This window comes from Peribacillus simplex NBRC 15720 = DSM 1321 (assembly GCF_002243645.1).
In the GTDB taxonomy this organism is placed as follows: Bacteria; Bacillota; Bacilli; order Bacillales; family DSM-1321; genus Peribacillus; species Peribacillus simplex.
This window is the reverse complement of sequence record NZ_CP017704.1, coordinates 776,791-789,142: the sequence shown is the minus strand read 5'-3', so window position 1 is coordinate 789,142 and position 12,352 is coordinate 776,791. Positions and strand designations below refer to the sequence as shown.

10 protein-coding genes and 4 pseudogenes are annotated in these 12,352 nt (G+C 36.4%); 10 read left to right on the top strand and 4 right to left on the bottom strand.

Features of this window, described 5'->3' with window-relative positions:
* The first annotated feature begins 107 nt into the window (after positions 1-107).
* Positions 108-1,529 carry a D-xylose transporter XylE gene (xylE, locus tag BS1321_RS03560; protein WP_063234545.1) on the top strand — a complete coding sequence of 474 codons (1,422 nt, stop codon included), beginning with the start codon at positions 108-110 and terminating at the stop codon, positions 1,527-1,529.
* A gap of 494 nt (positions 1,530-2,023) precedes the next feature.
* Here the strand turns inward: xylE and BS1321_RS03555 are convergent, their stop codons facing one another.
* A complete protein-coding gene (locus tag BS1321_RS03555) occupies positions 2,024-3,517 on the bottom strand; it encodes a DHA2 family efflux MFS transporter permease subunit (protein WP_063234546.1) in 1,494 nt (497 codons plus the stop codon).
* Between the two features lie 371 nt (positions 3,518-3,888).
* On the opposite strand from BS1321_RS03555, the pseudogene BS1321_RS28490 reads away from it, so the two are divergent.
* Positions 3,889-4,005 (top strand): annotated as a pseudogene (locus BS1321_RS28490) (fructoselysine 6-kinase); the annotation flags it as partial.
* Between the two features lie 19 nt (positions 4,006-4,024).
* Positions 4,025-4,447: pseudogene (locus BS1321_RS03550) on the top strand (UTRA domain-containing protein); the annotation flags it as partial.
* A gap of 177 nt (positions 4,448-4,624) precedes the next feature.
* On the opposite strand, the gene BS1321_RS27760 reads toward BS1321_RS03550, so the two are convergent.
* Entirely contained in the window at positions 4,625-4,789 is a 165-nt protein-coding gene (locus BS1321_RS27760; RefSeq protein WP_169803982.1) for a hypothetical protein, read from the bottom strand.
* A 43-nt stretch (positions 4,790-4,832) separates the two neighbouring features.
* Complete coding sequence (locus BS1321_RS03545) at positions 4,833-5,339, bottom strand: DinB family protein (protein ID WP_063234547.1); 507 nt, start codon at positions 5,337-5,339, stop codon at positions 4,833-4,835.
* Positions 5,340-5,652: 313 nt separating this feature from the next.
* Here BS1321_RS03545 and BS1321_RS03540 point away from each other — a divergent pair, with 313 nt between their 5' ends.
* Positions 5,653-5,859 carry a hypothetical protein gene (locus BS1321_RS03540; protein WP_063234548.1) on the top strand — a complete coding sequence of 69 codons (207 nt, stop codon included), beginning with the start codon at positions 5,653-5,655 and terminating at the stop codon, positions 5,857-5,859.
* 679 nt (positions 5,860-6,538) lie between these two features.
* Positions 6,539-6,752: pseudogene (locus BS1321_RS03535) on the top strand (DUF554 family protein); the annotation flags it as partial.
* Here the strand turns inward: BS1321_RS03535 and BS1321_RS03530 are convergent.
* Positions 6,748-7,084 (bottom strand): annotated as a pseudogene (locus BS1321_RS03530) (aminotransferase class V-fold PLP-dependent enzyme); the annotation flags it as partial. The pseudogenes BS1321_RS03535 and BS1321_RS03530 sit on opposite strands and share 5 nt — an antisense overlap.
* Before the next feature lie 469 nt (positions 7,085-7,553).
* Between BS1321_RS03530 and BS1321_RS03525 the strand changes: the two are divergent.
* The 5 genes from BS1321_RS03525 to BS1321_RS03505 all read left to right on the top strand — a co-directional run bounded on the left by BS1321_RS03525 (position 7,554) and on the right by BS1321_RS03505 (position 12,342).
* Positions 7,554-8,666 (top strand): ABC transporter substrate-binding protein, encoded by a 1,113-nt coding sequence (locus BS1321_RS03525; protein WP_063234550.1) that lies wholly within the window; start codon positions 7,554-7,556, stop codon positions 8,664-8,666.
* Positions 8,656-9,489 carry an alkaline phosphatase family protein gene (locus BS1321_RS03520; RefSeq protein ID WP_063234551.1) on the top strand — a complete coding sequence of 278 codons (834 nt, stop codon included), beginning with the start codon at positions 8,656-8,658 and terminating at the stop codon, positions 9,487-9,489. Before BS1321_RS03525 ends, BS1321_RS03520 begins: the two co-directional genes overlap by 11 nt.
* Positions 9,490-9,605: 116 nt before the next feature.
* Positions 9,606-10,460: an ABC transporter permease gene (locus BS1321_RS03515; RefSeq protein WP_063234552.1), complete on the top strand. Its 855-nt coding sequence runs from the start codon at positions 9,606-9,608 to the stop codon at positions 10,458-10,460.
* Positions 10,457-11,329: an ABC transporter permease gene (locus BS1321_RS03510; RefSeq protein ID WP_063234553.1), complete on the top strand. Its 873-nt coding sequence runs from the start codon at positions 10,457-10,459 to the stop codon at positions 11,327-11,329. Before BS1321_RS03515 ends, BS1321_RS03510 begins: the two co-directional genes overlap by 4 nt.
* Entirely contained in the window at positions 11,329-12,342 is a 1,014-nt protein-coding gene (locus BS1321_RS03505; protein WP_063234554.1) for an ABC transporter ATP-binding protein, read from the top strand. The genes BS1321_RS03510 and BS1321_RS03505 overlap by 1 nt, the downstream gene beginning before the upstream one ends.
* The last annotated feature ends 10 nt before the right edge of the window (positions 12,343-12,352 follow it).

The following is a 12,352-nucleotide window of genomic DNA, read 5'->3' as shown; positions in this document are numbered from 1 at the left end:
AGATGTCCTTCATGTTCATTAATTTTGAAAGCGCAACCAAAAGTATGCGCTTTAATAATAAATAGACTTTCCCCCATCCCGTCATTCTTAACTGTTTTTAGTAGAACATGAAGCAAAAACGAAACTCATTATATATCTTTTCTATTACATTAGTGGCCGCAATTGGAGGGTTACTGTTTGGATATGATACAGCCGTAATATCTGGAGCTGAAAAATCATTAAAGGTTTATTTTATCGATAGCTTAGGGTTAGGCTCTTTGGCACATGGCGTCACCGTATCAAGTGCTTTAATAGGATGTATTATCGGAGGATTAATATCCGGCTATTTTGGATCAAGACTAGGACGTAAAAAATCACTTATACTTGCAGCAATTCTTTTTATAGTATCAGCATTAGGTGCTTCTTATCCTGAATTTTTATTTTTTACAAAAGGTGAACCAACACTTTCTTTATTACTAGCTTTTAACTTTTATCGAATTATAGGGGGAATTGGTGTTGGATTAGCGTCAGCTATTTGTCCAATCTATATAGGAGAAATTGCTCCGGCAGATATTCGCGGCAGATTGGTATCATTTAATCAGTTTATGATTATTTTTGGTATGTTAGTCGTTTACTTTGTAAACTGGGGTATTGCAAATGGTGAAACGTTAGAATGGATAAATGATGTAGGGTGGAGATACATGTTTGCTTCAGGAGCTATACCAGCTTTACTCTTTGCTGTACTTTTGTTTTTAGTTCCTGAAACACCTCGCTATTTGGCAATACAGAATCAAGATCAAAAAGCTTTAGCTATACTTACAAAAATTAATGGATCTTTAGAAGCGAAAGCGATTCTGGGTGATATTAAACAATCGACTACTATCAATATTTCTTCTGAAAAATTATTCGCTTATGGAAAATTAGTTATTATTGTAGGTGTACTGCTTTCTGTATTTCAACAATTTGTAGGTATAAATGTAGCTTTATACTACGCTCCGCGTATCTTTGAAAGCATGGGAGCAGCTAAAGATTCTTCTATGCTGCAAACTATTATTATGGGATTAGTAAATGTTATCTTTACAGTTATCGCGATTTTAACAGTTGATCGATGGGGAAGAAAGCCTTTATTAATAGTAGGTTCTATTGGAATGGCAATTGGAATGTTTGGTGTAGCAAGCATGGCTTTTTCTAATATTATTGGAATAGGGACGCTTGTATTTATCATTATTTATACAGCTTCATTTATGATGTCGTGGGGTCCAATCTGCTGGGTGCTAATTTCAGAGATTTTCCCTAATAAAATTCGAGGTCGGGCTGTAGCTATTGCTGTAGCTGCCCAATGGGCGGCTAACTATTTTATTTCTTCTACATATCCTATGATGATGGAATATAGTGGGGGACTAACATACGGTTTCTACGGTTTAATGAGCGTGCTTTCTGCCTTATTTGTTTGGAAAATGGTTCCTGAAACCAAAGGCAAGACTCTTGAACAGATGGAGAATATATGGAGAAGAAATGTCAAAAATTCAGAAGATAGTCAAATTATTTAAATAGTAAAATTCACTTAAACTGGACACATAAGTGGATAGGTATAATATAAAAGGAAAATTTCTTAATTAAATTTTTTCTTATTGTTGGGATAGATGAATGGGGATTATAAACAGGTTAAGACCAATACCAATGCAAAAACTTGAAAAAAGCAGAGTAACAAACTTTTTCATAAAGCATTCCCCTTGTCCAAATCATTATCTTAAAATATATGAGAGGAATGCAAATTTATACTCAGCTGATTGAAAGTTACTATTGATATTTGTGTATTGTTGGCTTTGTTCTTCAAATAATGTTCTGAAATTTAGCCACACGCGAGTGCAGCAGGATTAAAATAAAGGCCGTCTCCTTGAGGCCATGAAGTAATTAGGGCCAAAAAAAGAGACACTCATAAAAAGTGTCTCTTATTTTTGCATTTATATGTCTACATGGGGAAAGTCAGTTTAATAATATAAGAATTTTTTTTCCTTGGAAAATAGGTTGAATTTAGCTTTGATTATTCAGCTGCTTTTTTTGATAGGCGATTTGTAATGGTATCTTCTTGTGGTGAAGTTTGCCGTATATAAAAGGCCAGTATGAATGCAATAATGGTCAAACCTGTTGCTATCATGAATGCATCATCCACTCCCATTACGCTGCCTTGTTTAATGGCCATGGCCATTTGTGATGTATTATCTGCCGATATGTTTCTTTGAGATAAGATTTCCTGAACATGTTTCGTTCCCTGGTTTGTCATGATCGAAACAAAGAATGCCATGCCAACAGCGCCTGCTACCATTCTCAATGTATTGACCATTGCTGTTCCATATTTATTTAGGCTAAGTGCCAATTCATTTAATCCAGCTGTAAAGATAGGCATCATCAGTATCGACATTCCGAACATTCTAATTGTATATACCCACACTACATAAGAATAAGACGTATCTGTTTCAAGCCGCGTTAAAAGATAGGTTGTAATGATAGTGATGGCAAGTCCGCTCACCGCAAGCCATCTCGCACCAAATCGATCAAACAGTTTACCCGTGATAGGAGACATGATCCCCATTAAAATCCCGCCTGGCAATAGCATGAGACCGGATTCCATTGGAGTAAACCCACGGATATTCTGCATATAGATTGGCATGATGATCATTCCGGAGAACATACCCATAGTTGCGATGATGTTGATGATTGTCGTTAAAGTGAACATCCGATACCGAAAAATTCTAAATTCCAAAATAGGATGAGATACAGTAAATTGCCTCCAGACAAATAAAACTAAACTGATTCCTCCAACAAGGAACATCGTCAGTACTTCGGGACTGCCCCAGCCCTTGGTACCGCCTGTAGCAAATCCATATAGAACACCGCCGAATCCGATAGTGGATAGGATTACACCCATTTTATCGAGTTTAGGCCGGCTGGTTTTCCCCACTTTTTTAATGATGAAAATTGCAAAGATGAAGTCAAGCAGGGCAAATGGGAAAATGATAAAAAACAGAACCCGCCAAGAATAGTTTTGTATAATCCATCCTGATAACGTCGGTCCTACAGCTGGGGCAAAATTCATCGCGATACCAAATATGCCCATTGCGAAGCCGCGTCTGTTAGGTGGAAATAATGTGAAAATTACATTTGTAATCAAAGGGAATAAAATCCCCGCACCTGCAGCTTGAACCACCCGTCCGATCAATAAGACGGAGAAGCTGGGGGCAATTCCACATAAAAAAGTTCCTAATGCAAAGAGTCCCATTGAAGCAAGATATAATTGTCTTGTATTAAATCGTTCCATTAAGAAAGCAGTAATCGGGATGACAATCCCATTGACCAATAAGAAGATAGTAGTAAGCCAATTAGCTGTTGCAGCCGATATTTCAAAATGAGTCATTAATTGAGGCAATGCGATATTGATTAAAGTCTGATTTAAGAAAGCGACTAGAGCACCAGCTAACATCACTGCAAACATGGGGCCTGTACGAATTTTAGTGATTGCTGTTTTGTCGTGATTCATTATTAGGGAACGTCCTTTCCGCTAGGGTAGTACAAATTGTACTGCCTGCTATTTTTTTAAGTTATAGAGTTTTTAAGTGAATCAACCTATAATTTCCAATAATATACACCATCTTAAGGAGAGTAACCTCAATTTACGGCTTTTGGAGGTGTTTATTCTTTATTAACAACTCACTCGACAATATTTCAGGATATATTCTCTTGTTTAAGAAATCCCCCAGTTAACATCCATTCTACATGTATATCATATTTCGAACAATAATCACCAATATAAGACTTACTTTATGTAAAAGTGAAACAAAAATCGGATCTTTAACTCCAGGGTTACTGCTATCGATTTACGAAGGAATGCTGTTTCTCCTAATTTTATGAAAAAATCAAGGATCTAAAATTGTGGTGGCCACTTTAGGTGAAAATGGTTCACTTGCCTATGATGGTATTCAAATTTATCAATGCGGTGTACTCGAAGCGGATATGGTGGATACTATGAGAAGGAGGGGAATCCTGGATGATACCTAATTCTCGGATTTTAAGAAGTGAGGTCATACCAGCACCAAATGATATTGCAGGTCATCTCCTCATTGATGAAGGAATTCCCGTTCTCGAACTTGAGCGGCTCATGTATGTAAATGATCGTCCGCTTTTCTACGATACAGCTCATTATTCGTTAATTCGTTTTCCGGATTTAGAAAAGAAGATTGCAAGGGATGAATCAACATATAAAATCCTTTTGGAAGATTACCATACAGAAATAGTCAGTAACGATAAAATTATAGACGTGATTGGTGCTACAAAAAACTATGCTGAATTTTTAGAATGTGATATTGGCGCCAATTTATTTAGAAGATTAAAGATTGCTTTCGATGCAAACGACCAACCTGTGCATCTCTCAACGTTCATGTGTGAAACCAACATGGTCAATCTGACTGTTCTCGGGCAAAATAGGTCATGCCAAATTATCGGCATGACCTATTTTGAAGTTTTGAAAAATGTTTTCAAACTAGCTGTTATAACTCATGAAAGAATTGCCGAAGCAACTCCCTTAATGAAGTGAAACTTTTAAGGTCAATCAGACACTCAACTCATTTTGATTTGGTGTATTACTCCTTCAACTCTCCTCTTCCAATCTTTCTTCTTTGACCATTGCATATAAAATTTCCTTACATTTAAAACATAAGATTTTCTTGTTATCTAACAGAATACCGTTCAGAAAACCAGCCGTACAATATACATCATTTGCACAGTGAACACAAGAGCCAACTAGTTCATCCATCGATACATCCCCCTATTCAGGAAATGGTATATAGTTTGGTGTTCTATTTTGAATAAAGATAAAGGCCATAATCTTGCATAACGGAAGTGTGCCCCATTTGCCGCAACATGGTAGCTATATTGCCGCGATGATAGGAACCGTGAGTGACAACGTGTAATACCGATTCGGAAATGGAAGTTTCAAGCAACCCAGCATATGGGTTATCCACGACAATTACCTTTTTCATATCCTCTGTACTCAGAAGTGCTTTGTTTCTTTCGAATAGGTCTATGAATATTTTTTTCATTTCCTCAATACTTTTCTTCTCCACCTCTTCTCTTAATTGATTAGAAGATGCCATTGCTTCATCCATACTTTTACCTGAGATAATGTCAAACCACGCATAATCTGTGAGATAAATGTGAGACAACACTTTTGATACCGACGAAAAACCACTCTGAATTTCCTTATGGTAAATGTGCTGTGGAAGTTCATTTAACCGATCGATGATGACTCCATTTGCCCACGCGTGATAGTTATACATTTCTAATACTTGCTCGGGATGATTCATTTAAAAAACCTCCAGATACCCTAGTTTTTTCGTATTGAACAATTTATGCAGTTAGAACAAAAAAAAGTTGGGTGAATTCAATAAAGTATATGTTGTTCTCTTGTATATATAACAATTCCTCCTAATGATTCTTCTATCGGTATGTGTGCACAACGCGAATGTACAATGTATAAAATAAGTGGTTTTGAGATAATACGAACTACTTATCATTCTGATTATAAAAATGAATAGTTAGTGGAGCACCACATAAGGTCATTTATTCTTGCAGGAAAATAGCTCCTTATATCGAACTGATAGTAAAGGAGATGGTAATATGAATCTGAGGATCAAATATAGGCTTTATATCCAAGTAGACGGAAAACTTATTCCAGAACAGTATGACCGATACGAGATACTAAACGTCAAAGAAAGTATAGATCCAAATGATACTAAGGATTACCAAGAGCTTATTAAAAAATTGAGTAAATCGATTAATCGGCCCGTAAATGAATTTGAAATAAAAAACTATGAAACAATGTAGTTGCATCCCTTCAGGGGTTGAACGAATGTTACGTATTCAAAATTTTCTCCTTCATTAGAACGAAATTCTTAAAGTTTAAAAGTGAAAATAAATAAAGAGAACCTCTGATTTATAAGTAGCGTGCTAAATGAGCCTCCTCCTTATATTAATTAATGTAAGGAGAGAGGAGATTTAAGATTATGCGCATATTCAGTAGGTGCAGTGGTGATTGGAATAAAGAAATTGGGTTTAAATATCAAGCAAAATCTTCGTTTTCATTGCAAAAACCTTTTAAAGTTTTTTGAATTAAATGAAAAGTAAGTTGTGGTTTAGCAATAAAGTTTAGCTGCGTTTAAAGCTAAACTTTACTAGTAGGTTTCTGCGCACGGTTGGAAGTGTCTTTAAAAATAAGGGTTTTGTTTATTTTGAAATAGACCACGATAGAATATGTAATGTAAACAACATCCACAAATAGAAAGGAATTTCAGCCCTTTGCTCGGGTAGTGGAATTGACGAATTATTGAGCTAAAGTTAATAAAATATGACGCTATATTTATTTCTTCTCCACTGAAATTTTTACAGGAAAAGGTAAAAAAGTGCTTCCTTTTCATTGGGAGATGGGGATGATTTAATTGTATGTTAAATTCCTTCTAAGAAGGTTATAGATTGTTTGTTTCATGAATGAAAAGGTGTGAATATTTTGGTGTTACTTGGCAGTTTAGCTAATGCAATAGGTATAGTGCTCGGAACACTAATTGGGCTTTTGTTAAGAAGAATTCCAGATCATATGAAACAAACGGATGATTGCTATTGGTGTGGCTGTTTTAGTTCTTGGTCTTGAAATGGCATTGAAGAGTAACGACTTTTTTATTGTAATTGTTAGTTTAGTAGTGTGCGCTATAATTGGGGAATGGTATTGGCATTCGCTCCATCATAGTTTAATAAGCTGCCCGCTTCGGTGAACAACCTTAGCGATTTCCACAATTTATTTTTCAAAAAGTCCAAGGGTATTCGGATTTGTCAACATTAGCGCAGCTGTATCAGGTCCTACATGTTTCTTTAATTCTTCAAGGTTAACTAATCCATTTTTATCGGATGGGATCGTGATCGTTTGAAAACCAGCAACACTTGCACTTGCAGGATTTGTACCGTGCGCGGAGTCTGGAACAAGTACTTTCGTTCTGGTTTCACCTTTTTGGACATGATACGCCTTAGCCATCATTAAACCTGTCCATTCCGCTTGAGCCCATGGAGCTATAAAGAAGGAATCCCTGTCGTAATTTTCTGATTCCTGTAAAATTTACCTTACGGAAAATTCCGCCCAGAACAATTATTATTTATAGCCACATTGATAATTCTATCTGTTTAATAAGATCTATGTAAAACTCTCTTGTATCAAGAGAGTTTTTTGCATGAAAAGTTATTTAGCTAACCGGGAGCTTTGTTAACGACGAGCTAAAAAGAGAGGTAAAAGGGTGATATGTTTGAATAAAAGTTGTTCACATTCTCTTTTATAGACTTGCATATACTTGATCCTGTTTGCGGACTGTTGTTAATACTTATGAAGATAAAAGCTGATGAGTTGGAGAAATAAAGAGTTGATTTACAAAATCTTAACATTTGGTTTATGTGGAATTAATGTTTTCAGATTATGATTAAACCGTAATAAACAGTAATAAACATTAAAGATTCCACACTAAATGGAGGCACTTTTTATGAATCGCACATTCAAGAAGAATTGTTACAAGTCTATTCAAGCTGTGATGTTAGGAGTGAGTGTACTGGGATTAGCTGCTTGTGGAGCTACTAATGAGGAGGCTGCTCCAGTGGTTAAGGATCCAAGTTCGTTAACCTTGAAAGAAATTGAAACAAAGGCAAAAGAAGAGGGGACTATTAATAGTGTCGGTATGCCTGATTCATGGGCTAACTGGGGAGAAAATTGGAATGAAGTGATGAAAAAATATACATTGAAACACAATGATACAGATTTGTCCAGTGCCGAAGAGATTGCCAAAATGGAATCTGAAGGAGAGAGTGCAACAGCTGATATCGGCGATGTAGGGATTTCCTTTGGGCCAATCGCGGAACAAAAAAAATTAACGATGCCATATAAAACTTCCTATTGGGACGAGGTACCTGAGTGGGCAAAAGATGACAATGGAGATTGGGTTGTTGGCTACCAAGGAACGATTGCATTCTTTACTAATAAAGAATTAGTAGATAACCCGCCTAAATCTTGGGATGACATATTAAAAGGGGATTATAAAGTAACAGTTGGAGATGTTCAGCGTGGTACACAGAATCAAATGGCCGTACTTGCTGCCGCTATCGCTAACGGCGGTGATGAAACAAATCTCCAACCAGGAATTGACTTTTTTGCTAAGCTTGCCAAGCAAGGCCGCCTTAGCTTAACTGATGCCAAGCCAGCTAACATCGAAAAAGGGGAAGTGGAAGTTGCCCTTGTTTGGGATTTCAATGCTCTTGGTTACGCTGACCAAATTAACCGAGATCAATTTGAAGTCACCATTCCAACTGAAGGTTCAGTCGTAAGCGGCTACGCAACTATTATTAACAAATTTGCAAAGCATCCACATGCGGCGATGGCAACTAGAGAATATATCTTAAGCGATGAAGGACAAATTAATTTAGCTAAAGGATTTGCCCGTCCAATTCGCGATGTAGAACTTCCGAAAGAAGTAGCTGAAAAAATGGTTCCAGAAGAACAGTACAAAAATGCAAAACCAATTGGAGATTACAAAGCTTGGGAAGAAACGGCTAAAAATTTACCGCAGATTTGGCAAGAAGAAGTGTTAGTCCATGTCAAATAAAGTAATAGCAATTGTTGTTGATGGTATGAGATATGATAAAGCATGTGAGACACTTGGATTTATTCAACATCTAGTTGAAACAAATCAGGCAGCACTTTACAAAGTAAAGTCGGAACTCCCAAGTCTTTCCCGTCCATTATATGAAGTGTTACTAACGGGTACACCGGCATCAGTGAACGGAATTACGTCCAATCAAGCCGTTCGCTTATCTACAGAGAAAAGTCTCTTTCATCTTACGAAAGAAAATGGCTTAAGAAACGGAACGGTATCTTATTACTGGGTAAGCGAACTTTATAATCGCGCGCCATTCCATTTTATTGAAGATCGTGAGCAAGAAGATACATCCAATCCTATTCAATACGGAAAATTTTATTGGGACGATGACTATCCAGACAGTCATGTGTTAATGGATGCAGAAGCTTTGCGTAGAAAGTATGACCCACACTTTTTATATATTCATCCGCTCGGTGTAGATGTAAAAGGAGAAATTTTTGGCTCGGAATCAAAAGAATATCGTGAGCAAATCCTAAAAATGGGAAGCTTGTTGGCACAACTTTTGCCAATTTGGATCAAAGAAGGTTACCACATATTAATTACATCGGATCATGGCATGAGTGAATATGGCAACCATGGCGGCATAACTGATGGTGAGCGTGATGTACCGCTATTTATCATTAGTTCAAAAGGTGAGCCTGGCGTTTACAGTGAAGTGGTTCCGCAATTAGCTTTTGCACCGCTCGTTTGTGAACTTTTAAATATTGAGCCGTCCGATAAAATGATTTCATATCAATTTCCAGGTCTGAAAGGAAAAGTTACCCTTTAAAAAAGACACACTATTCAACATTAAAATGAAGAATGAAGGTTGACTGGAATTGGTTTAACGAACGTACTGTTAAACCAATTCCCAAATTGTTAGAGAACATAGAGGAGCGAGAAGTCTTGCGAAAAATAAAAAAACAAAAAATTTACTTATTAGCTCTTTTACTGCCATTTATTTTGTTTGTGATTGGATTTGAAATAGGCCCATTAGTGGCAATGATTAAAAATAGTTTTTATGCAGACGATGGAATTCAAGTTACGCTTAATCAATATATCACCATATTTAAAAGTGAATTTTACTTACAAGCCATTCAAAATAGCCTTGTCATTTCTTTAATTTCTGCTGTAATTTCAGTGATTGTAGCAGTCATTGTAGCCTATTCGTTTACAAAGTTCTCACAAAAAATAAAAAATCGCTTACTGATGATTACCAATATGGCGTCGAACTTTGAGGGGATTCCCCTTTCATTTTCATTTATTATTTTACTTGGAAACAATGGGTTGTTTACGTTGCTTTTTTCTAAGATTGGTGGGGATGTGTTTGCGGATTTTAATTTATATTCATGGACAGGCCTCATTCTTGTTTATATATATTTTCAAATTCCGCTTGCTATTATGCTCATCTACCCGTCTTATCAAGGAATTAAGAAACAATGGAAAGAAGCCTCTTCATTATTAGGAGGATCAACATTATCATTTTGGCTTCACATTGGGATTCCAGTTCTTTTACCTAGTATTGTAGGTACATTCAGTATTTTGTTTGCTAATTCGATGGGAGCTTACGCTACAGCCTATGCATTAGTAGGCAGCAACTATAACTTATTGTCATTGCAAATTGCCTCACTAGTTGCTAGTGACGTTGCATTAAAGCCACAGCTAGGTAGTGCGTTGGGAGTTCTTCTAGCAGCGACAATGATAGGGGCGATGTGGTTCAATGAACGAATGATGCGCCGCATTAGGAGGGATTTACGATGAAATCTTCATTGACTTTTCATAAAGTGATTGTTGGGTTACTAGTTATATATTTATTAATTCCGCTTGTAGGAACATTTTTATTCTCGATTGCCGGTAAATGGGATCATACCATTTTACCTGAGAGTTATACAATGAAATGGTATATTGAATTATTTCAAGATGAACGGTTTTTTGATGCTTTTCGACGAACGCTGTTTTTAATTGTCATGTCTGTAGGTCTTAGTGTTGTTATTATGCTTCCGACTATCTTTATCATCACGGTATATTTCAGTAAATGGGAAGGATTACTTCAAGCAGCAGCTATGCTTCCTTATGGAATTCCTCCCATTGTTGGAGCTGTTGGATTAATCAAGGTATATTCAGATGGACCGATTCAAATTGCCGGAACACCCTGGATTTTAATAGGTGCTTATTTCATAACGATTCTGCCATTTATGTATCAAGGTATTCGTAACAGTCTTCGTACGCTTAATGCTGTGCAGCTTGTTGATGCAGCTGAATTACTCGGTGCTACAAAATTCCAGGCATTTCGCACAGTGGTGTTTCCAAATATTATATCTGGTATTTTAGTGTCTACCTTATTATCAGTCGCTCTTTTATTTAGTGAGTTTGCTTTTGCCAATTTGCTTGTCGGGGGCCGATTTGAAACCCTTCAAATTTATCTTGCCGACAAACTAAACAGCAGTGGTCACTTAACAAGTGCAATTGTTATTACTTATTATTCAATGATTTTACTTTTAACGGGGACTGTATTAAAACTTACGTTTAAAAACGAAAAAAATCCTGTCGGGTCAAATAAGAAGCGAATTCTTTCATTTTTAAAAAAACATAACTGTAATAAAAATACTGCTTTAGAAGGTGAAAAATAATGAGCTATGTAACCATCGATCAAGTGACTAAGGGGTATGAAAATCAAGTCGTTTTAAATAACATTTCTTTAACATTAAAAAAAGGAGAATTTGCTACACTTCTTGGGCAAAGCGGATGCGGAAAAAGTACATTATTACGTTCCATTGCGGGGCTTGAAGGTGTTGATGTAGGAAGAATCTTAATTGATGGAAAAGATATTACTAATTTATCACCGCGTCAGCGTGAAGTCGGTATGGTGTTTCAGTCTTATGCGCTTTTCCCGAATATGACCGTTTTTGACAATATCGCGTACGGCCTTAAAATGAAGAAGGTAAAAAATATTAATTCAAGAGTGAAAAAGATGATTGATATGGTTGATTTAATAGGAAAAGAAGAGTCTTATCCTCATCAGTTATCTGGCGGACAACAGCAGAGGGTTGCTCTTGCCCGAGCGCTTGTCATGGAGCCGAAAGTACTGCTTTTGGATGAGCCGTTAAGCGCATTGGATGCTAAGATTAGAAAAAGTTTGCAAAAAGAATTAAAGAGAATACAGAAAGAATTAGATATTACAACTATTTTTGTTACTCATGATCAGGAAGAAGCAATGACGATGTCTGATCGAATTTTTGTCATGAATAAAGGAAAAGTTGTACAATCCGGTTCTCCATCAGAAATTTATACTTCTCCAGTCAATACATTTGTTGCAAAATTTATCGGAAATTATAATGTTTGTAATATGGAAGTTTTCCATAAACTTGTTCGCAGCACAGAATTAATAGGGAATGAAGTCGCCATTCGTCCTGAAGTTTTACAATTAGTTTCTGTTGTTGAGGATAGCTTGGATTTACAAGAAAACTGGGGAATTAAAGGGTTTATTAAAGATATTACTATGACAGGGAATGTTTTAAGATATGAAGTAGAAACAGAGGAGTCCGCTTTTCATGTAGACTATCTTCACCACCGTGGGGAAATGTTTGAGCAAGGAGCACGCGTTCAAATTCTTGTACCTAAGAAAGAATGCATTATTTTATAAATTATTAATG